Source organism: Methanosarcina horonobensis HB-1 = JCM 15518 (genome assembly GCF_000970285.1).
Classification (GTDB): Archaea; Halobacteriota; Methanosarcinia; order Methanosarcinales; family Methanosarcinaceae; genus Methanosarcina; species Methanosarcina horonobensis.
Map to the genome: position 1 here is coordinate 833,983 of NZ_CP009516.1, position 26,735 is coordinate 860,717.

The following is a 26,735-nucleotide window of genomic DNA, read 5'->3' on the forward strand; positions in this document are numbered from 1 at the left end:
CATTCTCTCTTGTGCCTCAGGTGATATTTCTTTTCACTCGCTCGAATTTTCCGCTGCCTTAATCTTCCTTAGTTCGGTTTCAGCGTCCTCTTTATTGTACTTTGCTTCCGGGTAGTTCGGTCTTATCTCAAGCGCTTTGTCAAAAGAGGCAATGGCTTCATCATATCTCTTCATGACCACAAATTCAAGCCCTCTGAGGTTCCAGGCTCCTGCAAAGTCAGGCTTTAACTCCAGAACCTTATCGAAGTACTCAATTTTCTTTTCCGGATCAGTTTCTGCTACTGCAAGTCCGTACCATTCCTCTACGGTCTTTCCCTCGATTTTCTTTTTGAACAGTTTGTCCAGAAACGCCAATGGCATCACTTCCCATTGAATATATGCATGGTCGATAGAAATATGTAGTGATGCCTGTTGTTCTCCCTGTTTGAAAAAAGTAGATTCAACCACATTAAAACTTCAGTTCATCCTATCTCACATTAGCTTTCCACGCAGGCTGATTTTTCGGATTTCTTATTTTTTCTTCAGGTTTCTATTTTTAACGAGGCTTCTTTCATCTTTTTCTCCAGATTCTTCTTGTTATACTTTGCTTCTCTATATCGCGGACAGATAGAAAGGGCATGATCGTAGCACTCCATAGCTTTTTCATAGTCGCCCAGCTCAGCATAAGCGTTCCCAAGCACTGTCCAGCCGCCTACGAACTTCGGTTTCAGCTTTACGGTGTTTTTAAAGCATTCTATCTTTTTTTCAGGATCTTTTTCCTTCGCCCCCATCTCAAACCAGTCATGGGAGTTCTTGCCGCCTATCTTTTTCAGGAATATCCTCTCGAATGAACTTGAAATTGCCAAAGCCTCGCCTCATTTTTACTTTGTTTAATTACGTCTTCTTTCTATTTTTATTCAACCTTTCTTTCACCTACTGCAAGTAATTCAGTTACAAATTTTTCTGGTATACTCAATACTATCCTTTATCAACCATATTATGCTCTCCTGTACAGGAAGCGGTCTTACAAAAAGGAAGAGAAAATGGCAGGATAGCCTAAAGATAAAAATCGGAAGTAAGATACGGGGTCTGTGGAAAACTGAAATATGCCACAGAAAAAGCAGTAGATAACAGAAATCTGGAAATAAAAAGAAAAAAATTAAAAAAGAAAGTTTGCCTGCTTACATTGAAAGCAGGAGACTTTCGTTATACACACTCTCAAAGTCTGAACTTATTACCAGTTTAGTAATGTTGTCAAGGGTAGTTACGTTGTAGGTCACTCCACGTTCGCTCGCGTTTGCCTGGTAAGCTGTGATCTTTTCGTTCACTTCGGGTTCAGGGTTAAGGTAGATGGAGGTCTGTATGTAACTTCCGTCGTCCATTTTTTTGAGGTCTCTGTAGTACTGCTCGGCAGGAATATCTGAGGAATTTGTCTTTTTGGCTACTTCCTGGTAGACACTTCCTTCAAGGTCCGCCTGGCTCAAAATATGGTCGTACTCAGTGGCAGATGTTTTATTTCCTTCAAGGATACCGATAATGCCGACTACATTCTGAATGGGTCCTATAATAGCAGGGCTTCCAACAACGTTCCAGATGTTGTAAGTACCGTTTGTCCGGTCGAGGATCTGATATCCCTCATATGGCATTACCTGGGTATTCATAGGCATGCTTATCTTCTGCTCAGGAATCTGATGCAGTTCAAAGCCGCTTTCATTGCCATAACTTGCACCATATCTTTTTGTAACATCAGCGCCATAAGAGAAAGAAACATTCATAGCCTGTTTGTTTCCAAAGACAGCTTCCATGGGGGTTCCTTCGGTTTTTTGAAGGTCAACGTACACCGCATTTGTCACTCCTTCTGGAGACATTTCCAATCCGTCGGCAATGGAGTTAAATTCGTGCTGGACATGTTTGCCTTGAATCTGTGAGAACGGAACCGTGATAAGTTCTCCTCCGGTTTCTGAAGTGGAGACATCATCATCACTATTTTTTGAATTGCCTGTGAAAAATATCATAAAGGCAGAAAGGAACATTGTTACTGCCAGGAAGATAGCCAGATACTTCTGGTTTTTTGTTGCTGAACTCTTTCGTTTCATAAATGAAACCTCATAACATAAAGTAAGTTATTTTGAGTGTAAAAAACACATATGTTATCTAAACGTATTGTAATAAAATGTTTTCATATCAATTTTCTAATATAAAAATAGTTTCTATGATAATTGAAAATTTTAAGTCCAAACTTGATTTTTCTCAGGTTTCACCCAACTTTGAGTTCATTCAAGAGTCAGGATTTTGAGCATATTGGTGCCCCCCGGCTTTCCGGAAGCAGGGCCCTGAGTAAAAATTACGATATCTCCGCTCCTTGCAAACCCCAGTTCTTTTGTTTTTTCCGTGGTTTCCTTTTCCCAGTTTTCAGTAGATTCCTTTACAAGAACGGGGTAGACTCCATAAGACAGAGAAAGGAACCTGCAGGTTTTGGGGACGCGGCTGAAAGCCAGGATCCAGGGGTCAGGATTGAAGCGCGAGATTCTGCGAGGAGTCGCTCCGCTTCTTGTCGGAGTCAGTACGGCTGCAACAGGCAGTTTTTGCAGGGCTTCGTAGACCTGAAGGGTGATTACTTCGTCCACTGACATTTCTCTGGCAGTTATCGCTTTGAGCATTGTATCAAGCCCCCATTTTGTTCGGGAGCGCCAGTTTTCCGTGGTCTTTGCAATCTTTGCCATCATCTCAACGGCTTCCACAGGGTAGTTCCCAACTGCAGTCTCTTCCGAGAGCATGACAGCATCCGTCCCGTCAAGGATAGCGTTTGCAACATCTGTAGCTTCGGCTCGCGTGGGTCTTATATTGTCAGTCATGGAAGCCAGCATATGGGTTGCAGTAATCACAGGAATTCCCAGGAGTTTTGACCTCTGGATCAATTCTTTCTGGACTGAAGGGACTTCCTGGATAGGAATTTCAACCCCCAGGTCTCCTCTTGCGACCATGAGGGCGTCGGTTTCGTCAAGAATTTCTTCAATATTTTCTACAGCCTGCCTGCGTTCGATTTTTGAGACAACATATACCTGCTTTCCTCTGGATGCAGCAAAATTCCGGACCTTTCGAATGTCTCCTGCATTTTCGACAAAAGAGATGCTGAAAGTATCAATTTCCTCTCCAAGGGCAAACTCAAGGATTTTAAAGTCCTTTTCGGTTACGGGGTCAAGGAAAATCTTCGCCCCTGGAAGGTTTAGCCCTTTATGGGAATAGAGCTGCCCTCCAATAAGGACTTCACAGAGGACATCTTTTCCCGAGATCTCTATGCAGCGGAGCTGTATGAACCCGTCACTAAGGTAGATGAGGCTCCCGGGAGATACGCTTTCAGGAAGTTGTTTATAACTGACAGGAATCCGCTTCTCATTTCCCGGAGTGTCTTCAACAGTAAGGGTTATCAGGTTCCCCTTATGGAGCATAATGGGCTCTTTTTCGAGCTTACCTATGCGGATTTTCGGGCCTGGCAGGTCAGCAAGGATTGCAATTGTCCTGCCCAGTTCGTCTGCGACCTTGCGGACGCTTCGGATAACTCTGGCATGACTCTCGAAGTCTCCATGGGAGAAGTTAATCCTTGCTACGTTCATGCCCGCAAGCATAAGCTGCCTGAGCCTCTCTTCAGAAGAAGAGGCAGGTCCTATTGTGCAGACGATCTTTGTCTTATGGTCCGGGATTTCCATATTAACACGGCCTCAGTATATCTCAGGGTTAAATTCCTTTTAAAAAATTTCGTATTTCCTTTATGTTCTTTCAGGAAATTCCTGTCTCAACCCTTTTGTCTCAATTCTCTGTTTATTCTCCCCTGTAAATCTTCAGGGCATCTTCAACACTTGAATCCTCGACGGTTATGGCGTAGACAGCATTGCACATGCGGACAGCTTCATCCAGGTATTTCTGGTGGATATTTCTCCCGGTTGCATTCCCTTCGGCTCCGGAAATATGGATCTGGTCATGGAGTTTTTTGAGGAATGCTTCGGCTTCGTCACTTGTACCGCCAGCGCAAACGACTTTAGTACGCCCTGCTGCTTTGACGGCTTCCTTGAAGATCTCAGCAGACTTTGCACCTTCCTTTTTCGGGTAATTGACCTTCACAAAATCGGTTCCGAGGCAGGCTCCCACTCCTGTTGCCCCTGCAATCAGATGAGGGTCTTTTTCATCTTTTACAGCAGCCCCGCGGGGATAAATCCAGAGTACGGACAACATTCCATGCTGGTGGGCATCATAAATTATTTGGGCAGCCTGTACAAGCATCTCGGCTTCGAACTCGCTGCCAAGATAAATCGTATATCCAACGCCAAGGATGTTGAGCCCGCTGTTCTCCTTAAATTCGGCTACCTGATCAACATCATACCAGAGGTTGCTGAAAGGATCAGCCTGCTCGGTTTCAACCAGATTGGTCTTGGAGTTTACCTTTACAAGATAAGGAACATCTCTATAGTCCATGCCGTAACGGGCAATAAGCCCTAGCTGGGTTGCAAAAACTCCTATTTTTGACTGAGCCGCAATCCTGAAAAGGTGTTCAGGGTCAGCATCGTCTTCAGGAACTCCTGCTCCAAAAAAGTCATCGTTCAGGTGTTCTACTTTCTGGTCCCCGGCAAAAAGCATCAATCTGCCGCTGCCCTTCGTGATTTCCATGTAGTTTTTTACATATGTCTCACGCATTGCTTTAGGGACATCTAAAGGTACGATTACGTCTTCTTTGTTAATTGAAACCATGTGTATAAACCTCAGTCTGATTGATAGCAGTCAATAGGATTGTATGTAGTACCAGAACAGTTCAGTTAGAAGGTAGTAGTAATATGAGAAGTAATTTATTTACTTTATTCACCAGAAATGATTATTTGTCTATTTTATTTCCAAGGTATGGTTTATTTACTTTATTCTTCTCTACTATATTTAATAATTTTCTCAGTGGGCTGCTGTCACATAAACTCAGTAGTCCTGCCGTTCAAAACGCCCTGATATCTCCCAAACCCTTACTGCTAACAAAAAATATTCAATTTTGAATTATTAAGCGTTTCGGAAATTTAAAGCCCGGTCAATTATCAAGGTTAAGGAACGAAAAAAGATAAAGCTAAAAGCCAGTATCAAAAACAAAAGACAAAAATAAAAGACAAAAACAAAAGACTAAAAGATTCGGATGATCGTGTAATTTTAAGCAAAAGAGCAAAGATTTCTTACGCCGCTTGCAGGGCTCGAACCTACGACATTCTGGTTAACAGCCAGACACTCTACCAACTGAGTTAAAGCGGCTTTATGATTGAAATGATTTCTGTTTCTATTTTTACCTTCTCATACAAGAGATTCTTAGGATATATGTTTTATGGGTTGTTTATGGGCCTGACCGGATTTGAACCGGTGACCGCTCGGTTATGAGCCGAGCGCTCTAACCTGACTGAGCTACAGGCCCTCTTTGTTTCTGTAATGTTCAGTACTTTTTAGTATGGCTTTAATAATAAACTTTTTGCAAGTGTTTTTATTTTCATGGAAAAAACGCTGGAATCTCTGCAAAAGTTTTACGCCGCTTGCAGGGCTCGAACCTACGACATTCTGGTTAACAGCCAGACACTCTACCAACTGAGTTAAAGCGGCTTACATAATCGGGTGTATTAGTTATTGCTTACCCTGTCGCGAACATTTCTAAAGCGATAATTGTATTTATATATTTCGCTTGAAACTCTTCCCACAGGCAGCTTTCTAATGTTCTAAAAAGAGCTCAATGGTGCAAACCTTTACTATACCTGGATAACAACTTTTTGATCAGCAACAACTTTATCTTTTCCAGTTCAACTTAATGAATACTCATTTCACTAATTATTAATTCTGCATCTTTGTCCCGCTTTTTAGTATTTTTATTAATTATTTACAGTTAACGCCGATTAAAAATTGTCTTATTCGATTCCAATTTAATTTATGTCCATCCAATGAATGTCTTCATTTGATAAATATATCCAATTAATGAGGATAAGCTAGATTTAATACTTATTCGATTAATATTTTATTTTATTAATATTAAATTTGGTACCCATTCAACTAACACCTTCAGTCCAATATCTGGCATTTTTTTCTGTTTGTTTCTGCATTCTTTTTATAGTATTTCCATTGATGGCATCCTTTTGCCTTTTACTTACATATAAAAATAGTTATTTTCAAGCCAATCCTTATATCCTTTCAGGAACAATATATTTGATACTTGTTGTAGCATTAATACAACGAAATCGTACAGATCTAGTTTTTAAGCGATATATTCAGTCAGCTTAAAACACCTTTATCTGCGGTCTGTCCGGGGAATTTCAATTTACTTCAGTTAAATGTCGAAAACGGCTTTTAAATTGTTAACTTCAGGGGTTTGAGGGTAGCAGCTTTCTCTGTACTGTGGGTATTTTATTCAGGTTATCTGATGGTACTGTAAAGGAAACCCTCGGTTCTATGGGACTTTTGACCGCTCAAATTCTGTAGTTTTAAAAATGGAATTTCTAGGGGGTTTATTAACGAAACATCTAAAAATATGTCCAAAATGCCATGCCAAACTGAAAGTTAGCTCAGACGGCAAGACCCAGTACTGTAGTATTTGCAGGTACTGGACAAAAATAGGCACTGCAAGGCTCGATTCAATAATGATTTACGAATGAGGAATCTCAATGAAAAACTTCGATATTCACAAGTTTTGCAGTGCGTGTGATACCAGGCTAAAACGCCAGGTAATGGGTTCGAATGTCTTCTACTACTGCCGGAGTTGTGGGCGTGTGAGTTCGGAAGCATGTTTATCGGGGGGAGTTAACATGCTCCGTGTCCAGAGACCGCTGTCTGCCCACAGGGTATCTTCTACGGCAGACTTTAATCTTTCTAAAAATACATTAAAAACTATGGTTGAAACTTAACCTGGAGAAAAAAGGTTTAGATTTAGAGAAATGTAATAAAAAGGAAACTGCTTTTTTCAAAACTAGCCTGAAAAGGCTCCTTATTTTCTTTTTAATTTTAACTTTTTTGTTTTCAGTTTTTACCGGTAATTTTCTGCTTGCTATTTGAAAAAAGAATAAAAATTCGATTTAAAAAAAGAAAAGACTTAAAAAAGGAAAAATTCAGCTTATTTGTCAAACAAACATCAGTTTCTCCAAAAGACTGGCTTAAAGGCAGTTTTTACTCTTCAGTGACCTGCTTTGAGCAGTTTGCAGACATTTTCTACTTCGGTTCTGAACTGGTCCTGGGTAATCCCGAAAAGACCTGCAAGATACATGGCTCCGCCTGCACCTGCACCTTCTTTTATAGTGCCAGTTTCATACCTGTGAAGCCCTTTTAAGCTGGACTTGCCAAAGCCCGGGTCTGCAACATAGATTACAGGGACCCCAAGATTTCTGGTCAGCTCAATGAAATTTGCAGATTTATCTTCCACCACATAACGGGTAGTTGCGATTGCGAGTTTCTCAGTATTGAAACCCATATGTTTGATAAGGGCATAAACTGCTGCCATCTGAGTTCCACCCGCAAGGATAACACTGGTTTCAGTGCCCTGGAAGCCTGCAACAAGTCCCATAACTGCAGGCATCATAGGGTCTCCCATGCAGGCAACAGCTTTCATGGGGTCGTCTTTCAGACAGCCAAATGTCAGACCTGAGGCTTTCATTCCTTCTTCAACAACCTGTTTTTTAAGCTCAAGAGGATTTTCATCTGCACTGCTGCTGACATTTCCATTGTATCCGAGAGCTGTTAAAACTCCCATTGCCGTTGTTGTGCCGCCGGGAATGCTTTCCCCGATTATAACATGGTCTACTTGGTTTCTGAGTCTCTTGGCAAGGAATTTTGCCCGTTCGTAGATGCCCTGCACATCTCTCACTGCAATAGGTTCCCGGATATCCTCACCTGGCTTTGCTTTCAAATCAATACATGGGACATCTGGAGTCACTATTAAGCCTGAATTTATGAAATGATACGGAGCGTCCGTAAGCTTCAGCGCCGAACGTGTCATAATTGCAGGGGTAGGGGTATCATAAGGAGGAGTCATGGGAAGCACCGGTACACTGATAATGTTTCCTGTTTCCATAAGTTCCGCATCCCCTGCAGGCGTATAGTCCGTAAGTTCAGCTGTTTTTCCTGCTGCCGAGAGTTTTGGGATATGTGCTGTTTTTGTGCTGGAAAGTATGCACAAAAACATCGGTTTTTTAGGTTTTTTTGTTACTTCCGGTTCTATCCAGGCCATTCACATCTCCTCTATGAAATTACGCAGATAAGTATGTAAATAATTCTCAAATAATTTTTCCGGGATTCTATACAGATTCGCAAGTTCCGTACACAGCACTGAGATAAACTGCTGTAAATCTCCTCGGAGTCTAGTGAAGAATTCTTCTACTTAGTATTTAATATTTATCGGCGCTCAATTATAATTTAATTATACTCAAATTAAGTTTACTTTATTTTCTTTTATTTCCGTGGTCAGTAGATTTGCCTTCATATGGTCTATACTAAAAATCAATTGATTAAAGGTGTAGAAAGCTTTTAGTGTATAAATATGGCAGTAAATCCGGACGTTAGAACGCAAAAAAGCTTTCTTTGATTTTTTTAGTCTGCCAACCACTCGCAGGCTCAAACGGAGCCAGACCTGCTAAAAAAGGATATATCAAAAATATAAAACACCCGAAAGGGTGTTTTCTAAATGCTGAGGTACTGCGCCCCGAGAGTTATCTTGAACCTTAAAAAACGTTTACCTATTTCAATAAGTTCTTGCAACGTAAACGCGAGTTTCGGTTTCTGCTCCGCAGATAGGGCATTTTTCTTTTCCTTTTCCTCTCGGGGTCAGGGGAATTCCAAGGATACCTGCTCCTATCCGGTCTTCCATTTCAAGTCCGCACTCTCTTTTACCGCACCAGGGGATTGTTGCAACTCCTTCCTGGATCTTTTCCTTTACCTCGTCAAGTTCGGCGCAGTCAAAGATGCGGCTTTCAAGTTCGGATTCAGCTTTGTCGTAAAGGCTTTTCTGAATTGCCTCGAACTTCAGGCGAACTCCGGTCTCTATCTCAGGAAGTGGGATCTGCTCTTTTTCTCCCGTATCTCTCCTGACTGCAACCGCAACGTTGTTTTCCAGATCGCGGGGGCCTATTTCAAGCCTGAGAGGTACGCCTTTCATCTCCCATCTGTAGTATTTTGCTCCGGGGCGCAGGTCACTTGCATCAATCTCTACTCTAATTCCGGCTTTTTTCAGGCGCTCCTGAACATCTTTGCAGGCTGCAAGCACTGTTTCTGCTCCTTTCTTGAAGATAATCGGGATAATGACTACCTGGACAGGTGCGATTTCGGGAGGAAGGACAAGCCCTTTGTCATCTCCATGAATTGAAATTGTGGCTGCAATAGACCTCTCTGAAATCCCATAGCAGGTCTGGTGGGCATAACGCTGTTCGCCGTCAGGAGCCTCGTACTTTATATCAAATGTCTTTGCAAAATTATCTCCAAGATGGTGGACAGTGCCTATTTGAAGGGTCTTTCCGTCAGGCATCATGGCATCAATGGCATCGGTATAGTCAGCTCCGGGGAACTTATCCCAGTCAGGTCTCCTTGAACGGAGCACAGGAACTCCAAGCCTGCGGTATATCTCGGTATAGAGCCCGACAGCTTCCTTTACCTGGGCTTCTGCATCTTCCCATGTGGCGTGCACGGTATGGGCTTCTTTAAAGGAAGTGATCTCCCTGAGCCTGATCAGAGGACGGGTGTGCTTCGTCTCATATCGGAAAGTGTTAACTATCTGATAAAGCTTCAGAGGGAAGTCAGCATGAGACCTGACCCAGATTTTGTACATGGGATAGATTGCAGTCTCACTTGTGGGACGGAGAGCCAGAGGTATGTCAAGAGGATCTTTTCCCCCATGTGTGACCCAGTAAACTTCATTCTCAAAGCCTTTAATGTGCTCGGCTTCTTTCATGAATTCATTTTCAGGGATCAGCAGGGGAAAGAGAGTTTCCTGATGTCCGCTGTTATCAAGAATTTCCCTTATAATATTGTAAGTGTTCCTCCTGATGGCAAAACCAAAGGGATACCAGACGTAAAGTCCCTTTACAGGGTAGCGGACATCCATTATTTCTGCCATCCACAGGAGTTCGTTATACCAATCGCTGAAGTCCTCTTTTGGAGGGAGTGCTGCTTCTTTTTCGCTTTCTGCCATACCTTCACCATATTATTGTAACTTCAGTTAGTTCTTATGATAAACCGTATTGTGAAATGCTTCAATCCTATTACCGTTATTTGTTGCTTTATGACGGGACGCTGATGAACATAAATTGCATTTCTTTATCTCTTCGGATCTGAAGCTGTGATTCCACGAGGCTTAATAATCTTAATTTCAGGCACATCGATATGTTTCTTTCAACCATTGCCTGAACTGAAAATCCTGCAGAGAGTTTTTTTCAGGTTTTATATCGGACGTATCCGTGCTACTTTATTTCAACAGGAAGCCTGTACAGCCCTTGAAGTACTGCATTATGAGATAAAAGTAAATAACTATAATGGGGAATTTATGGGGTATTTCCCCTAACTCCTGGTCGGGCTGTTAAAAAACCGGAAAAAAGAATTAGTCTCCTCCGAGGGGCTTGACATTGTCCGAAACATCATGTTCAAGTTCGGATTTGTTAACATCGAAAACTATCATACCGGTATTCAGCTTCTCAGCTTCTTCTTTTGAGAGTTTGGTAGCGACAGCTTTTTTAGAAATTATTGCGCTGTTTCCGAGAGGGTCTTCGATAACGACTGTAATTGTCCTCTTGCCTTCGATTACTTCGTTGAGCATGCACAGGAGTTCCTGGCTGCGGGCAAATTTCTCTTCATCTTCCTGTACCCACCTGCTCGCGGTCATAAGGACGTTCTGAACCCTCTGCAGCACGCCCTCAATGTTAGTTACATATGAATCAGAAATCGTGCCGGGTTCTACAACAATCCCCATCTCAGGAATGCGGATCGTTCCTGAGGTTGAGCGTATAACTCTTGCATCAAGATCTTCCGAGTTCTCAACTGACAGCTCATAGCGCATGGGCTCTTTGCTGGAGAGGATCATAGTATCTGCAAAACGGAAACTGCAAGGACATTTTGCAGTTATGTACATGATCTCCCCGAAATAGGGAATATTATCTCTCTGCCACGTCATTATAAGTTCATTCTGACACAGGGGGCAGGAGATCCTAGTCTCAAAGCTTTCATCCTTAAAATATTTATGATTCAATATTTTCCACCAATAATCTTTGATCTGTCGATTTTAATGCCTGTAGGGGTTACAATCACAGTATTTCCTTTGACGCCTGCAATGTCTCCATGGACATCGACAACAACATCTTTCAGCTCTTTTAAAACCCTGTCCCTTAGCAGGTCATCTCCTCTTATATTTGATATGTCAACCATAAGGACGTTCCCATTATAAATCTCCTGCTTGAGTGCGGATACCTGGTTAATGCTTGAGATTTCTGCAATTTTTACGTAAGTTTCTGCAGGCTCGTCCTCCAGAACCTCTTCATATTTGCTGAGGTCAATTTCAGTGTAGTCTTCGGCACTGGTCGAACTTTTTACGTTGCCGCCAAGGATCTTGTCTATGAGTTTTGCCATCTATGCACGCCTTTTGTATTTTTTTAAATTTAGATAGTACTGTCCTATATTGGGATCTATATTAATTAATTTTGCTATTATAAAGCCACACCGGTTCCCGACTTCTATTCAGGAATTTTTCCTTCTGTTGAAGGAGGCTTTTTTCCTGGCAAAATTCTGCTTTCTGGCACTCTCAGAACTCAAAATTCCAGAGTTTGTCTCCTACATGGCTTATTGACTTTATGGCTTTTCCCGAATCTGCATCGACCATCTGCTGCCCTTCCATAAGGGCTTTTCCTATGGCAAGAGGTTTTCTGTGGATTTCCTCCACTATAATTACAAAATCCCCTTCTTTTATTTCGGTATCGGCTTCCACGATTCCCGGAGCCATAATGTCTGCTCCGTTTGATACAAAACGAATTGCTCCTTTATCCACAACAACAAGGCGTTTCTGAAGCCCCATCTCAAGAGCTCCGCGAACTGTAGGAAAAAGACGCCCATCTATTTCAAACAGAAGAGGCCTGCCTTCCACAAGGATAAGGGAATATTCATCCAGGGTAACCTTTTCGAGAGTTTTCTTTTCAAGCTCTGCCATTTCTTCACCGAAGGCGGACTCAAGGTCTTTTAGCATCTTATTCTTTGCATTTTTCCTCAGCTGAACTCTTGACTTTATTTTCAATCAATCACCTGATTTCAAAAGGTTGAGGTTATTCATAGGATAAGTCTCTGAGCCTTTTAAAGCTTATGTGGAGGCCAGATACTAATTTCTCTGGACACTTGATCTTCTTATGGTTTTTATTCAAATTTTACGAGAAGTATCGTAAGGAGGACCAGAGCACTTCCAAGGAACACTGTTTCGTAGCCTAAAGGTCCTATAAACAAACTTCCAAAAATCGGTATCAGTCCCAGACCTGTATAAATTCCGGTATTGAAGAGCCCCATTGCAACTCCACTCGAATTTATTCTGGAGACAGCAGCAATAAGCCCTATGACTGCCGCTCCTCCTCCGGCACCGATAAGGAAGAATGCCAGCAAAGGCATTTTTAGAGAGAAAAGAATCCCTGTTGCAGCAAGGATTATTCCTGCCTTTACTATATTTTTATTCTTTGCCCTGATTCTCCCTGCAGCAAGGGAACTTAACATTGCAGCCAGGTATGAGGCTGAAATCGCAAGCCCAAGTTCCGGTTTTGTCAGGAAGCCGGCACTGTAGTCTGCATAGTTTGAAGTCAGCAGGCCCGTAGCTCCGTAAAGGAAAACTGAAATTCCCCAGAGTTTCCAGAAGCCGTTTTCAAAAAAAGCCTGTCCGATTCTTTCTAAATATTTGCGGGGTTTGAAGCTCACTGAAGTTTCAGGCTCCTCTCTTGAAATCTCTCTGCTGTTTGAGACTCCGGGTTTTTCCTTTTTCCTTCCAGAGTTATCCGGAGATATCAGTTCCCTGGATTCTCGCAAAAGGAGGGCGAAAGAAAAGCCTGCAAGAAGGGTGAAGATGCTTATTGCAGTCTTGATCCCCAGCTCTGCAAGCATTCCTGAGAAAAAAACTCCTGAAGCCAGTCCGGCATTTAACAGGAAATTGAATTCTCCCAGGCTTTGCTGGCTGTCTTTCCATTCGGCAAGCATGGAAAATGCCGCAGGAAAAAAAGCTCCGCAGCCCAGACCTTCTACAAAGCGTGAGATGCCAAGAATCCACAGGTTGTCAGAAAACGAAATAAAAAGTCCGGAAACAACAGTAAGTGTGATTCCCAGCCCTACTACTCTCAAGTTTCCTATTCTGTCTGCAAGGATTCCGAACGGGAGAAGGGTGAGCAGGGCTCCTACAAAATACCCTGAGTAAAGTAAGCTTGAGATGGCAGGACTCGCATTGCCCTCTCCTGCAAGTTCGGGAAGGACAGGAATTACTGCATTGGAAAGGCCCTGGATCGCAAAGACCGAAGAGTAAAGTATGAGTTTTTTCGAGTTCATAGTTTTTAGTTTATGTTTTTTTCTGTTCTGCGTTTTTGATCAATAATTTCTATAATTAGTTCTGTAATCAGCCAGTAAAGGATCATTGGTCAGATAATGTGGCTGCCGTGAAAGTATCCTGTAAATATATGAATACGGAGGCTGTTTTTTAGTCTCTCAGTAGAAGCGTCCCTGCGAGAACACAGCCGTTTACAATAAATAGTTCCTCAAAACTCAAGACTTCTGTAAGGAGGCCCGCGACAATTGGAAGTAAGGAAAGCCCTGCATATATAGTTGTATTAAATAGTCCCATAGCAAGACCTCTATCAGCATTCATTCTTGCGACAGCCAGGGCAAAACCCACCATTGCAATTCCTGATCCGCCTCCAAGGCTTGAAAAGCCAAGGAATGGATACTTTACCGCAAAAAAAACCCCAAGGACAGAAAAAACCAGTCCTATCCAGATTATAGTTCTTTCCTTTACACTAAAACGTCCTGCAAGAAGAGAAGTTATCATAGCGCAGATATAGAGGCTCGCAATTGCACTTCCAAGCTGGACTTTTGATAAAGTTTCAAGGCTGTAATCAGGATAGTAGGCTATAAGAACTCCGATTACTCCGTTAAGCAGAAAAGAACTCAGCCATATTCCTGAATTGCGGTGGGAAATAAGTCCTGCCACTTCCTTGAAAGAGTGTTTGAAATGGGCTTTTAAAGAGTTCGGGCCTGGAAGTAAGTCCGGTTTCTCTCCTGCTTTTTTCGAATTAATGAGTTCACCGCATCTGTGAAGAAGAGGAATTCCCGAAAGCAGAGCTATAGAAGTGAATATGAGAACAGCACCTTTAAGATAAATATCGGCAAGCAGCCCTGAGAATAAAGCTCCCGAAGCCAATCCTGCATTGAAAAGAAAGGTGAATTCTCCCATACAGCGCCCCGGGTCTTTACACCTTGAGAGTGTGGAATATGCCGCAGGAAAAAAAGCTCCGCAGGCAGAACCTTCAATGAACCTGGAAATAAGAAGGACCCACAGATTATCGGAGAAAAAGATAATCAGCCCTGAAATAACCGTAAAGACAATGCCGAGCCCTATTAATCTGAGGTTTCCGAATCTGTCAGCGAGAATTCCGAAAGGGAGCATTGTCGCAAGGGCTCCCAGAAAGTATCCTGAAAAGAGAAGGCTTGATGCAAACTCCCCATATGTACTGTGGTAAAGGGCTGCAAGTTCCGGAAGGATGGGGATTACGGCATTGGAAAGCCCCATGATTGCAAAAACCGCAACATAAATCAAGCGCCTATCGGGATGCATAGAACTTAAAACCCGCAATCTCGTATAAGTTTTTTATCGTATCTTTTCTTCAAGAATTTATTTTTTCTTTTTTGAAGGCTGCGGGTTTTTTCTTAAACGTAGATAAAATTTATATGCAAAGCATAAAATTATGAATTATGTTCCAGCATGATATTTTTTATATTATATTAAACTGGTATGAAATGCATAGCTATTTATATAATTAATTTGAATAGGGGTTATGTGAGTAATGTGAGCGGGAAACTTTTTTCACATACCATACCCCCCACTCCCCATATGACCCCCCACTCCCCAACCCGCTCACACTACTTCTAATTATCCAGTTTTTTCTTCCTTTTTTCAGGTTTGACCGCTTTTCTGTTTCATTTTTCTGTCGTTTCGGCGGGTTTTTTAGTAAAATAATTGCTTTTGTTTACCACTGGTTTCAATAGTTTGTTTTGCTTCTGCTATGGATATAGCTTAATAATAAGGCACTTTTAGATGGTAGTTTCATCTTTGTAGGTTGTTTTGTTACGGAAATTCTGTTAATGTTAATTATTTTCAAGTTTTTTGTAATTTATTTTTCTATTTAAGAATGATGAAATTACTTGTTTATTATCTTTTCTATTTTTATCTCTATGTTCTAAAGCTGTTAATGCCATGAAAATTCTCTTTATCCTGTATTTATCTATTAATTGCATTTTTAGTCCTGCCGTAAGCATAAATAAAATAATACTGTTTTGAGGAAAACTCTTGAAGGTTCATTATTTGATTAAAAATGAATCGGACAATGGGGTAATAATGGCACACAATAATGCGTACGGCAGTATGGAACTGATATTTTTTTTGCAGAAAACAATAGAAAAATACATTAAATCCTGATTCTACCTTTGTAGAGATCAGGAACTCTTCAAGAGGTTAAGCATTCTGTAAGAAGCGTATTTGTAAGCAGAATACTGCTGAAAATACAGATAGATCAGTACATATAGAAATAAAAAAGTGAGATGCGAAATTGGGAAATGGAATCATCCCTTAATTCGCGGGGTTCCATTGTCTTCTCTCGCCTTAAAAGAGGCCGCCGCCTATTAGAAGGGACGAGAAAAGAATTGCCACCATGTTCACAACTTTGATCAAAGCGTTAAGGGCAGGTCCTGCAGTGTCTTTGAAGGGATCACCTACGGTATCTCCTACCACTGCGGCTTTATGGGCTTCTGAACCTTTTCCGCCGTGATTTCCATCTTCAATCAGTTTTTTTGCGTTGTCCCAGGCTCCTCCTCCGTTATCCATCATAAGGGCGAGCATGAATCCGACTACAATGAGCCCTATAAGAAGTCCTGCCAGTGCTTTAGGACCAAGGAAGAACCCCACAAGCAGAGGTATGATGACGGCAAGGAAGCCGGGCATTGCCATCTCATGGAGGGCTGCTTTTGTTACGATGTCAACACAGCGCCCGTACTCCGGCTTTGCGGTCCCTTCCATAATGCCAGGGATTTCTCTGAACTGCCTGCGGACTTCGTTTACTACTTCAAAGGCAGCTTTTCCTACTGCGCTCATTGTAACTGCACTGAACACAAAAGGCAGGAGAGCTCCGAGAAGAAGGCCTGATAGCACCACAGGATCATCGAGGTTAAGGGACTGTCCGTCAAGGTTTACCTTGCTGCGGTAATCTGCAAAGAGGGCAAGTGCTCCCAGAGCTGCCGAGCCTATGGCATATCCTTTGGTAACAGCCTTGGTGGTGTTTCCCACGGCATCAAGGGCGTCCGTGACTTTTCTAACCTGAGCCGGAAGGTTTGCCATCTGGGCAATTCCGCCTGCATTGTCAGTAATAGGGCCGTAGGAGTCCAGAGCAACTATCATGCCTGTGGTTGAGAGCATTGCAACTGCTGCAATAGCAATTCCGTAAAGCCCTATTCCGGAGTCTGCCGCTCCTCCTACGATAAAATACGATATCAGAATACCTATAACAATTACTACAGTAGGTATGAGAGTGCTTTCAAAACCTATGGATAGCCCTGAAATAATGTTGGTTGCAGCTCCTGTTTCTGAAGAGGCTGCAATTGTCTTCACCGGTCTGTAGCTTGTAGAAGTATAGTATTCGGTAATTATTACCATAAGCACCGTAATAACAATGCCTACGATCGTCGCAAAGAAAAATCTGATATCACCCATAAGGGAATCGGTTATGAAATAGAAAGCAATCAAGCTGAGAACTGCAGAGCCGCCTACACCTTTGTAGAGTGCCTGCATGATCTTTCCTTCTTTTCCTACCTTCACAAAGAAGACAGATATTATAGATGCAAAGATTGCGGCAGACCCGAGCATCAGCGGGTAAAGTATGGCGTTTTCGTAAACACTGATAATAAGGGATCCGAGAAGCATGGCAGCCAGCGAAGTTACCACATACGTTTCAAAGAGGTCTGCTCCCATCCCTGCACAGTCGCCCACATTGTCACCTACGTTGTCTGCAATAACTCCTGCGTTTCTCGGATCATCTTCAGGGATTCCGGCTTCGACTTTTCCTACAAGGTCAGCCCCCACATCTGCAGCTTTTGTAAAGATTCCTCCTCCAACTCTGGCAAAGAGACTGATCAGGCTGGCTCCGAAACCGAATCCTACAACCAGGTCAACGTTCCCATAGAGGATGTAAAAACTACTTGTTCCGAGAAGTGCAAGTCCTACTACTGCAAGTCCTGTTACAGCCCCCCCACGGAATGCAACTGACATGGCTTTCTCAAGCCCGCTTGATGCAGCGTTAGCAGTCCGGACGTTTGCCCTGACTGATACGCTCATTCCGATGTAACCTGCAGCAGCCGAACTTATGGCACCTGCCAGGAAACCGATGGCTATTTTCAGCCCGTCATCAAGCAAAAAGAGAATCAGTAACGAGAGAATGATAGAAACCATTGCAATCGTTTTGTACTGGCGGTTTAGGTAAGCCATGGCCCCTTCCTGAATTGCTCCGGCTATTTCCTTCATTCTCTTGTTGCCGGCATCTTCCTTCAGGATGCTTTTTGCGAAAAAAGCAGCGAAGACCAGACTTATAACGCCTGCTAAAGGAGCAATAAATATTAAACCTTCCATAAATTTCCTATCCTTTGGTTTTGATACCCGTTCACATTAACATATTTTTTATGATCCCTTCCAGCGTTCCTATCCTTTAGCTTTAATTTCCCTCTCATTATCTCCATTTATCAAAGTCATACATGTACTTATTTTAAATTTATAATGATTTTTTCATATCAATTTAGTATTACTCAAAAGTATTATTTTTAAGTGTCAAAGCCTCATTTTTGACGAAAGCGTAAATAGTTATTTTTTATATAAACTTTTGTACCATTTTGCCCTGGCAAAGATTTGCTAACTTCTTACAATAAGACGATTTTTTTCCCATCCCTGTGATTAATATGATTAAATAAGATTAAAAACTGCCTTGCAGGAAATATGTCAGAAAGAAAAAAAAGATCGGGCTATGGGTTTGCGAACATAATCTCGAAACTGCTGGTTATTTTATTTGCTTTCTTTTCGATATTCTCTTGAAGACTTTTATTTTCAGACACAGTTCTCTAGAGAAATAGGATAAGATCGGAAACAAGAACTAAGAAACTACTAAGAAACTACTTTTTTCCTTTTGCCCGGTTAATTCAGATATTTATTTATGCTGCTAATGCGGTAATAAGTTGCCGTATTCCCTCAGGTGCCTTGGGAAAATTCTGGTCCTTTGCCCTGAGAGTAATGGACAGAAATCAGTTATGAACAGGAACTGTTTGACCGCAGAAATCGCCTGTACCAATAAAAGTTATCCAATAAAGATAATTACTTGAGTTATAGGAACTGTCATGAGTTACAGAAACTGTTATATAGGACTGTAATAACGTACCTGTTTAAAGCTAGAAATCTTTACTATGTAGGGGCTGAAATTCTAAGTTTCTCTGAATTTCAATACAGGATCAAGTATCAATTTATATACAAAGACCCATTATTATCACAAAAGTACTTGGAGGATAAGTATCTGGATGATAACTATCTTAAAGTACTTGTAATGTGTTTTCTGGTAGGATGGTTGAAATTATGGATATATTAGTCTACCTTGCACCAATATGTGCCCTTATTGGTCTGATTTTTGCAGGTATATCCTACAAAAACGTCCAAAATGAAGGCGAAGGTAATGATCTCATTAAGAAAATTACTGCGTCAATTCACGGTGGAGCCATGGTTTATCTTAACAGGCAATACCGTGCGATCGCTGTTTTCGTTGTTATCCTTGCAATTATAATCGCGTTAATTCTGCCAAACGGAGCTCTCACTGCGGCATGTTTTGTTTTCGGTGCAGTGCTTTCCGCAACAGCTGGATATGCAGGGATGCTTACGGCTACTATTGCGAATGGAAGGACCACAAATGCTGCTACAAGAGGCATTGGCCCGGCTTTCAAGGTTTCATTTGCGTCCGGTACTGTTATGGGAATGAGTGTCGTAGGTCTCGGTCTTTTTGGACTGTCTATCTCGTTTATAATTCTCGGAAGTGCCTTTACAGACCTTGATATGCTTACTATCATAAACATTGTTGCGGGTTTTTCACTCGGAGCATCATCTATCGCTCTCTTTGCTCGTGTCGGTGGCGGTATATTCACCAAAGCTGCTGATGTCGGTGCAGACCTTGTAGGAAAAGTCGAAGCCGGAATCCCTGAAGATGATCCGAGAAACCCTGCTGTAATTGCTGACAATGTCGGAGACAATGTAGGAGACATAGCCGGGATGGGAGCTGACCTCTATGAATCATATGTAGGCTCGATCCTTGCAACGATGCTTCTTGCAGCATCAACAGCAGCAACTACTTTCCCTGGCATCCCTCTTGAGAATGTTGTTCTTGTTCCACTGATAATTTCAGCTGTCGGAATTCTCGCATCTATTGTAGGGACATTTTTTGTCCGCACAAACAAGACTGAGTCTTCAGCAATCCATATGGCATTTAATATGGGGCTAATTGCTGCAATCGTGCTTACTGTCATTGCTGCATACTTCGTTACGTCCCAGTTGCTTGGAAAATACGGACTGAACGTCTTCTTTGCAACGGTTGCAGGCCTTGTCTCAGGCTTCCTCATAGGGCAGATCACGGAGCATTATACCTCATATGACAGAAAGCCTACTCTCAGAGTTGCACATTCCTGCCAGACCGGTTCAGCTACAAACATCATCACAGGTTTTGCAAAGGGTATGGAATCCACTCTCTGGCCTGTTGTTATAATCAGCATTGCAATCTATATTGCATTCCAGCTCGCAGGGCTTTATGGCATAGCTATTGCAGCTGTAGGGATGCTTGCAACACTGGGGATCTCACTCTCCGTAGATGCATACGGTCCCGTAGCTGACAATGCAGGAGGCATTGCAGAAATGTCCCACCAGAAGAAAGAGGTTCGTCAGATTACCGACACTCTTGATGCGGTAGGAAACACTACGGCAGCCATTGGCAAAGGTTTTGCAATAGGTTCGGCAGCTCTCACCGCACTTGCCCTCTTCGCTTCGTATGGTATTGCAGTGGGTCTCAGCGCTATCGATGTTATGGACCCCAATGTATTCATAGGGCTTACAATAGGTGCAATGCTCCCTTACCTCTTCTCATCAATGACCATTCTGGCTGTCGGAAATGCGGCAGGTGAAGTGGTTGTTGAAGTCAGGAGGCAGTTTAAAGAGATTAAAGGTTTGATGGAAGGCAAAGCTGATCCCGATTACGGCAAATGTATTGCAATCTCAACACATTCTGCTTTGAAAGAGATGATTCCACCAGGACTTCTTGCAGTTATCGCTCCACTTTTAGTAGGGCTTGTCCTCGGTCCCGGAGCTCTTGGCGGACTTCTTGCAGGCTCTGTAGCTTCAGGTTTCATGATTGCAATTACAATGTCTAACGCAGGAGGTGCGTGGGACAATGCAAAGAAATTCATTGAACTTGGAAACTACGGCGGAAAAGGTTCTGATGCCCACAAAGCAGGTGTAACCGGTGATACTGTAGGTGATCCTTTCAAGGATACAGCAGGTCCTGCAATCAACATCCTCATTAAGCTCATGAGCATTGTGGCTGTTGTGTTTGCACCCTTATTTATGTGATTTCCTTAATTTTTCCCTTTTTTTTATTTTTAGCTTGATCTCAGGTTATTTTTCAGGTTATAATCTGGTTTTTTTTCCAGTGTTTTTTTGCTTAAATCTGCGGAGGTCAGTTCTTTTCTGTGTTTCTCTGTTTTCTGGTTTCATATTGCTCTTTTTTGAGTATTTGAATTTTGAGTACCTGAAGAATGTGCCCTTTCTTCAGATACTCAGTTTTCTGGTTGATGGTTTTTTAATTAATTCTACATCTTGATTCTCAACAGCTTACTTTTTCCACAGCTTAAGCTCCTTTACATACCGGGATAAATATCAGGAACAAAAATAGCATAGCATAAGCTCTTCGTTCCTTCCTGTCCCATAGGCAAGCCTCTTTCCTGTTTACACTATGATAAATTCTTCACACATGAGATTATTCACACACAATTTTTTTACACACGATAGGCTTTTCGTACACGATGGGTATTTATGTATCGAATTGCCAAAAAGGAATACAGTTTCCTATTTGACAATAATAAGGTAAAAACCTTTCGGTTTTGTACGATATTCTGGAGAAATTTCCTCTTTAATCAAAAATAATCTGTCATGACGTGAATTCAGCTTTTTTAACTTTGATCTAATTCTCTAAAAAATCCGATTCTTGATAATAAGTAAAAAAGATTTTTGTGAAGGAAGCAAAAGTTAGCCTTTTAAAGCAGTCCTTTTTCGGGAAGGAGAGTTCAGTTAACTCCCCTTACCTGAAGCAGCTGGAAATCGATTTCATCCGGAATTGTAGCAAGGAACACAAAGGTATTGTACCCCAGTTTCTGGACTTCTTTTATTGCATTCGCCTGAGTTTCATCCAGATCTCTCGAATTACTTACAATGCAGAAAGACTTTCTGTTTCCGGTGTTCACAAGGAAATTAAAAATCGTCCCATGGGTATTGAGGAAAGCAACCAGATTCTTAAGCTCTTCCCAGCTATTGCACATATGGAGATTCCTGGACCCCATATTTTCCACATACCAGTCCCGGCTCACATAGGAGTAGGATGCATACTGTTCGTTCAGCTCATCGAAGGCCTTAGTGATTTTGTTAGAATCCTTTTTCAGGTTTACCCATTTCCAGTTCTGTGTTGTGAAATAGCGGGCTGCCACTATCTCAAAGATTGATTGTTTATCTTCATTTTCAAGTTTCATTTTCTCACGTCTCTCTTTTTGCCTGCTTTCCGTTAATCAGAATACATCATCCTGGGCATAACTCCTGTTGAAGCGCAGAGCAATTTCGGCTTTTTCCAGTTCTCTTCCGAGATATGCAGCATGGTCAAGGCGCGAGACCAGCTCGAGTTCAAGCAATGTATCCATGACTTCCCTGGCACTCTCTCCTGCAATCGCGGCTTTCTCATGTTCAGCTACGATCAGTCCGCCGTTTCCGCTAATCCTATCCGGAACAATCCTGATGCGAATAGGGCCTGCAGGATCTGTACGCCAGTTTTTCGAAGCTCTGGCCATGATCACTTTTTCGGGAAGGAGGCTGTCAGGGCGCCTTCGTTTTTCCTTTATGCAAAGAAGGTCAATACCAAGATCCTTTGGGGAACTTTCCCTTATCCTGCAAAGCTGCATCATCTCTGAGGCTTTTTTCAGTTCTCCTATTGAGCCCTGAGCTTTATCGCTGTACTCCGGGGTAAAAAGGATACTTGCTCCGGTTTCTGTCCCTATTCCGCAGAGTGTAGCATTCACTCCTATTGTGTCAACATCCATTAGTTCCGTTACATTTCCAGCTCCGAAGAATAACGGAACCTCAGGATACAACCTGTGAAACTGATGGTAGCGTACAATGGATTCGGTTATATTATGACCTACAGGGTCAAGGACAGGGTCAGCTATGATTTTTTCAATCCCGAGCCTGCGGGCAGCTTCGAGATTTCTTACCAGGCTCTCCAGGCTATTTCCTTCATCAGGAATTATAACTGCTGCAGTGCCTGCCTTTGCAACTGCCGGGCCTGCAGTTTCCATGTTCGTGCCGTTAAGGCTGAGAACTAGATCTGCTCCTGCTTCTATTCCTTCCTTTATCAGCTCAGGATCAAGGGTATCTATACTTATCGGGATGCATGTGAGGGATTTTGCGAGGGATACCGTATCTCGAACCTGCCCGGGAAGGGTGTTAAGTGTGGCCCCGAGGTCGATAATATCTACTCCACGGGCGATAAAAGCTTCGATTTTTATCTCCAGATCCGCAGGTTTCAGCTCAGCTGCTCCTACAATCTCTCCCATAACTTTCATGCGGGAATCTCCTCCGAGTTTTACTTCTCCGAGAGTGAGGGGAGAAATGGCTTCTTCTTCTGCTTTCCTGATAAGCTCGAGAGCCATTTCCTTCCTCACATCTGCAAGGAGCTCACAGGCAGGAACCTTTTCGGAAAACTCAACTTCATCTGCAAAACGGAGTACAAAGCCTAGGTCATAAGCATGTTTCGGGCCCAGCTTGATTTTACAGTCCAGCTCATCCGATACCTTTGAAAAGTCCCCTGCTACAAGGCCGGGCAGCAGAATAAGGTTGTATTTTTTTGAGAATTCTGCCTCCTTAAAGGCTTTGATAAGCTTTTTAGGGGTAATAAAGGCAGCAATGTCTATATCTGCTACGAGGACGTCTGCTTTTTCTCCGACTACTTTCCTCACGGTATTTTCCGCAAGCCGTCCTGTTGCAATCAAAATCTTCATGTTTTTTAGATAGAATCGCTAATAAAAAAGAGTATCTATCTGGAAATCCTTTCAAAAAATAGGTTCTCGGTCAGGAAAAACTCGAACTTTTCGCCCTGAAGAGACTTTACTTCTCCGGGCTTCCGATTGCTCCCCGGAATATTCTAAGAATAACCTGAAGGAGCTCGAAAACCTGCGAGTCCGGGCTTTTGCCTGAACCTGATTTAATTTATGAAATCAATAATCGATTCTTCGTGTTTTTTTCTGAGAGGTCCTGCAGTCTCTCCTTTTCTGGCTGCAAGTGATGCTCTTCCGAATCTCTTTTCCTGGATAGGATCAGCTTCGGCTCTGGACTCCAGGATTCCAGCTCCTGCCTGAGGGCCCAGGATCTGGGCAGACTGAACACCTGTCATTATTGCCATTACCCGGACCTTGCCTTCGTAGTCTTCCCTTATTCTTGCGCCCCATATTACATTGGCACTCGAGGAAAGTTCATAGGTCAGCATGGAGGCAATTTCCTCAGCTTCCTTCAGGCTCAGGTCGGGCCCGCCTGTTACATGGACAAGGCTTCCGGTTGCACCTTTATAATCAACGTCAAGCAGGGGGTGGTTCAGGGCAGTCCGCACGACTTCAGTGCTCTTGTCCTGGCTCTTGGATTCCCCTACAAGCATTACGGCAACTCCGCCACAGCTCATGATTGTCCTGATGTCTGCATAGTCAAGATTGATCAGAGAGGGTACTGTAATAGTTTCAGTAATTCCCTTAACTGTTTCTGCAATTAACTGGTCCATTACTGAGAAAGCCTGGTCAATCGGAAGGTTGGGTACGTAATTGAGCAGCCTGTTATTGTCCAGGACGATTACAGTATCTGCTGCTCTGCGCAGGTCTTCAAGTCCTTCTTCGGCCTTGAATATGCGGGCTCTTTCGACCCTGAAGGGGCTTGAAACCATTCCTACAACGATTGCTCCCTGTTCTTTTGCGACTTCGGCAACTACCGGTGCAACTCCTGTTCCAGTGCCTCCTCCAAGGCCTGCTGTAACGAAAACAAGGTCAACATCCTTTAAAACTTCCTCAAGAGTGCCTCTTGCAAGCTCTGCGGCTTTCTTTCCTGTTTCAGGATAGCCACCTGCTCCCAGGCCTCTTGTAAGAGTTTTTCCTACAAGGATTTTCTTGTCAGCCCTTACATTATCAAGATGCTGCTTGTCCGTGTTGATGCAGACTGTTTCTGCACCTTCAATCCCTATGTTGTAGAGACGGTTTACGGTATTGTTTCCTGCGCCCCCACACCCTACAATCATAATTCTCGGCTGTCCGAATTCTTCAAATTCTTCATCAGAGGAGGAGGTTTTTCGGTATTCCTTCTCTTTTTCGCTAAATTTCATTGCTTCCTGTACTATAGATTGCAATTTATCCCCTCGGCTGGATTTCTTTTGTTACATTATCTTATTTTTTTTCTTTGACTCCCCACCCTCATATTGGGGGGTAAATTTTGCTAATATCAAGTAAACTGGGGATAACCTGTAAAAACCTGGTAAAAGATTTTCATCCGTTATCTTTAATAAGTTGTCACTCTACTGATCTTAAACATTTCGGACATATTTAAACAGTGATTTTAAATTGTATATGAAGTTTAAATACGCCATCCATAAATTTCATATATTTTACTTTTTTCCTGCTTTCAGTCCTGAACTCTCAGGGCAAAAAGGCAGAACACTTGCACAACTTTTATATACATCAACCTGAATTTTTCTAGAAAGTCTCGTTTTTCAGGAAAGCTGTCCTGATCGCACATGTCAGGGCAATTTTTATTTTCTTTCTTGTCTGTTATTTTACTGCCATGCTTCCCTCAAATTCTTGAATATGTAGTATCTATACCACGTTTTCTTTGAGACTTCTAAACTGGAATACTTGCAATTTAATGAAACTGTTTATATTATTACTATTTAAGTAGAATTCTCATCTTAAAAACTTTTTCGGTATCTTTCGAAGATTTTGAGCCTCTTGCTTATTTTTTCCAGTACTGAGAAATAACTGCGCATAAGTGTTTATATAAATTTAAGTTCAATATTTTGAACTTCCTGCTAATCTTTTAAATTTTATTTATCCATAACATACTCGATTTATTAATCCAATATATCAGCTCTAAATAACATATTTTGATTAATAAAAGGACAATAAGAAAGATCTGATACTTTTAAAACGATAATAGGGGAGCTTAGTATAAAGTTCACTATACATTAAACCTCGTAATGTGATCCCGGAAATTTCGGGAAAGCTTTAAGACTGCAAAACCGTTTTTATCTTGAGTCGCTTTACCTTAATTCTTAGTGAAATTGGACTCAGGAAAAGTTTTAAGTTATTTATTAACTTTCCTATATCTTCCTCAAAAGTTCCCATTTCTTTTGATTCAGGAGTCAGAAACGTGTTAAAAGCATTAATTTTTGATATGGATGGGGTTTTAGTAGATTCCATGCCTTTTCATGCAGCAGCCTGGAAGAAGGCTTTCCTTGATATGGGTATGAAAATTCAGGATGAGGATATCTATGCAATCGAGGGTTCAAATCCCAGAAACGGTCTTCCCCTGCTGATCAGAAAAGCCAGAAAAGAGCCGGATGATTTTGACTTTGAAACGATCACGACAATTTACAGGCAAGAGTTTAAACGAATTTTCGAACTGAAGGCTTTCGATGGAATGAAAGAGTGCCTTGAACTTCTTAAATCACGTTATCTGCTTTCAGTAGTCTCAGGTTCTGATCACTTTATCGTTCACGGGATTCTTGACCAGCTTTTTCCCGGGATATTTGATGCTGTTGTCACAGGAGACGATGTTCTGAACTCAAAGCCCCATCCGGATCCTTTTCTTAAAGCGGTTGAACTTCTTAATGTCGGAAAAAAAGAGTGTATTGTGATCGAAAATGCCACTCTGGGTGTAGAAGCTGCAAAAAAAGCTGACATTTACTGCATAGGCGTCCCCACATACGTAAAACCTTCAGAGCTTAATAAAGCGGATCTTGTGGTGGGAGATCATAAAAAATTGATGGAACATCTCCTTAGCCTTGAGACTTTATTCAGCCCTGAACTTGTTCTCAGGCGCAGGTGATAAAAGAAATTCCGTAGAAGCTTTACCTACCTGTAAAAAGCTTATTAATTAGTAATTTTAATTAGTATTCGTCAATTCTTTTTAA

At 42.1% G+C, this 26,735-nt stretch carries 20 protein-coding genes and 3 tRNA genes; 3 read left to right on the plus strand and 20 right to left on the minus strand.

The genetic code is table 11. The features are described from left to right. Window positions 1-33: 33 nt before the first annotated feature. The 8 genes from MSHOH_RS03730 to MSHOH_RS03765 all read right to left on the minus strand — a co-directional run bounded on the left by MSHOH_RS03730 (window position 34) and on the right by MSHOH_RS03765 (window position 5,598). Window positions 34-447 carry a tetratricopeptide repeat protein gene (locus MSHOH_RS03730; protein ID WP_239451197.1) on the minus strand — a complete coding sequence of 138 codons (414 nt, stop codon included), beginning with the start codon at window positions 445-447 and terminating at the stop codon, window positions 34-36. A 74-nt stretch (window positions 448-521) separates the two neighbouring features. Further along, window positions 522-845 (minus strand): tetratricopeptide repeat protein, encoded by a 324-nt coding sequence (locus MSHOH_RS03735; RefSeq protein ID WP_052730696.1) that lies wholly within the window; start codon window positions 843-845, stop codon window positions 522-524. Between the two features lie 315 nt (window positions 846-1,160). After that, window positions 1,161-2,075 carry a hypothetical protein gene (locus MSHOH_RS03740; RefSeq protein WP_048137480.1) on the minus strand — a complete coding sequence of 305 codons (915 nt, stop codon included), beginning with the start codon at window positions 2,073-2,075 and terminating at the stop codon, window positions 1,161-1,163. Window positions 2,076-2,252: 177 nt separating this feature from the next. After that, the gene (gene pyk / locus MSHOH_RS03745) at window positions 2,253-3,686 is read right to left on the minus strand and encodes a pyruvate kinase (protein WP_048137482.1); all 1,434 of its coding nucleotides are present in this window, start codon (window positions 3,684-3,686) and stop codon (window positions 2,253-2,255) included. Between the two features lie 112 nt (window positions 3,687-3,798). Then, a complete protein-coding gene (locus MSHOH_RS03750) occupies window positions 3,799-4,722 on the minus strand; it encodes a beta/alpha barrel domain-containing protein (RefSeq protein WP_048137484.1) in 924 nt (307 codons plus the stop codon). Between the two features lie 464 nt (window positions 4,723-5,186). After that, a tRNA-Asn gene (locus MSHOH_RS03755) sits at window positions 5,187-5,259 on the minus strand. Between the two features lie 82 nt (window positions 5,260-5,341). Beyond that, window positions 5,342-5,416, minus strand: a tRNA-Ile gene (locus MSHOH_RS03760). A 109-nt stretch (window positions 5,417-5,525) separates the two neighbouring features. Further along, window positions 5,526-5,598, minus strand: a tRNA-Asn gene (locus MSHOH_RS03765). Between the two features lie 1,049 nt (window positions 5,599-6,647). Here MSHOH_RS03765 and MSHOH_RS22530 point away from each other — a divergent pair. Next, complete coding sequence (locus MSHOH_RS22530) at window positions 6,648-6,887, plus strand: hypothetical protein (protein ID WP_082089230.1); 240 nt, start codon at window positions 6,648-6,650, stop codon at window positions 6,885-6,887. A 266-nt stretch (window positions 6,888-7,153) separates the two neighbouring features. Here the strand turns inward: MSHOH_RS22530 and cobT are convergent, their stop codons facing one another. From cobT to MSHOH_RS03805, 9 genes are all read right to left on the minus strand, one after another. Further along, complete coding sequence (cobT, locus tag MSHOH_RS03770; protein ID WP_048137487.1) at window positions 7,154-8,203, minus strand: nicotinate mononucleotide-dependent phosphoribosyltransferase CobT; 1,050 nt, start codon at window positions 8,201-8,203, stop codon at window positions 7,154-7,156. A 510-nt stretch (window positions 8,204-8,713) separates the two neighbouring features. After that, complete coding sequence (proS, locus tag MSHOH_RS03775; RefSeq protein WP_048137488.1) at window positions 8,714-10,156, minus strand: proline--tRNA ligase; 1,443 nt, start codon at window positions 10,154-10,156, stop codon at window positions 8,714-8,716. A 405-nt stretch (window positions 10,157-10,561) separates the two neighbouring features. Beyond that, a complete protein-coding gene (locus tag MSHOH_RS03780) occupies window positions 10,562-11,206 on the minus strand; it encodes a ZPR1 zinc finger domain-containing protein (RefSeq protein WP_048137490.1) in 645 nt (214 codons plus the stop codon). Next, window positions 11,203-11,583 carry a cell division protein SepF gene (locus MSHOH_RS03785; RefSeq protein ID WP_048137492.1) on the minus strand — a complete coding sequence of 127 codons (381 nt, stop codon included), beginning with the start codon at window positions 11,581-11,583 and terminating at the stop codon, window positions 11,203-11,205. The genes MSHOH_RS03780 and MSHOH_RS03785 overlap by 4 nt, the downstream gene beginning before the upstream one ends. 172 nt (window positions 11,584-11,755) lie before the next feature. Further along, complete coding sequence (locus MSHOH_RS03790) at window positions 11,756-12,241, minus strand: RNA-binding protein (RefSeq protein ID WP_048137494.1); 486 nt, start codon at window positions 12,239-12,241, stop codon at window positions 11,756-11,758. 116 nt (window positions 12,242-12,357) lie between these two features. Next, on the minus strand, window positions 12,358-13,521 hold the full coding sequence (locus MSHOH_RS03795) for an MFS transporter (RefSeq protein ID WP_048137496.1): 1,164 nt from the start codon (window positions 13,519-13,521) through the stop codon (window positions 12,358-12,360). 148 nt (window positions 13,522-13,669) lie between these two features. Then, complete coding sequence (locus tag MSHOH_RS03800) at window positions 13,670-14,803, minus strand: MFS transporter (protein ID WP_048137498.1); 1,134 nt, start codon at window positions 14,801-14,803, stop codon at window positions 13,670-13,672. A gap of 530 nt (window positions 14,804-15,333) precedes the next feature. Next, window positions 15,334-15,483, minus strand: a complete 150-nt coding sequence (locus MSHOH_RS23390) for a hypothetical protein (RefSeq protein WP_158024035.1) — start codon at window positions 15,481-15,483, stop codon at window positions 15,334-15,336. 364 nt (window positions 15,484-15,847) lie between these two features. Beyond that, window positions 15,848-17,863: a sodium-translocating pyrophosphatase gene (locus tag MSHOH_RS03805; protein WP_048137500.1), complete on the minus strand. Its 2,016-nt coding sequence runs from the start codon at window positions 17,861-17,863 to the stop codon at window positions 15,848-15,850. 987 nt (window positions 17,864-18,850) lie between these two features. Between MSHOH_RS03805 and MSHOH_RS03810 the strand changes: the two genes are divergently transcribed. Next, on the plus strand, window positions 18,851-20,881 hold the full coding sequence (locus MSHOH_RS03810; RefSeq protein WP_048143140.1) for a sodium-translocating pyrophosphatase: 2,031 nt from the start codon (window positions 18,851-18,853) through the stop codon (window positions 20,879-20,881). Window positions 20,882-21,594: 713 nt separating this feature from the next. On the opposite strand, the gene MSHOH_RS03815 is transcribed toward MSHOH_RS03810, so the two are convergent. The 3 genes from MSHOH_RS03815 to ftsZ all read right to left on the minus strand — a co-directional run bounded on the left by MSHOH_RS03815 (window position 21,595) and on the right by ftsZ (window position 24,956). Next, window positions 21,595-22,053, minus strand: coding sequence for a hypothetical protein (locus MSHOH_RS03815; RefSeq protein WP_048137502.1), 459 nt, complete (start codon window positions 22,051-22,053; stop codon window positions 21,595-21,597). Window positions 22,054-22,089: 36 nt separating this feature from the next. Next, window positions 22,090-23,571, minus strand: coding sequence for a dihydropteroate synthase-like protein (locus tag MSHOH_RS03820; protein ID WP_048137504.1), 1,482 nt, complete (start codon window positions 23,569-23,571; stop codon window positions 22,090-22,092). 203 nt (window positions 23,572-23,774) lie between these two features. Further along, window positions 23,775-24,956 (minus strand): cell division protein FtsZ, encoded by a 1,182-nt coding sequence (gene ftsZ / locus MSHOH_RS03825; RefSeq protein WP_048137506.1) that lies wholly within the window; start codon window positions 24,954-24,956, stop codon window positions 23,775-23,777. 1,016 nt (window positions 24,957-25,972) lie between these two features. On the opposite strand from ftsZ, the gene MSHOH_RS03830 reads away from it, so the two are divergent. Next, the gene (locus MSHOH_RS03830; protein WP_048137508.1) at window positions 25,973-26,650 is read left to right on the plus strand and encodes an HAD family hydrolase; all 678 of its coding nucleotides are present in this window, start codon (window positions 25,973-25,975) and stop codon (window positions 26,648-26,650) included. Window positions 26,651-26,735 lie beyond the last annotated feature (85 nt).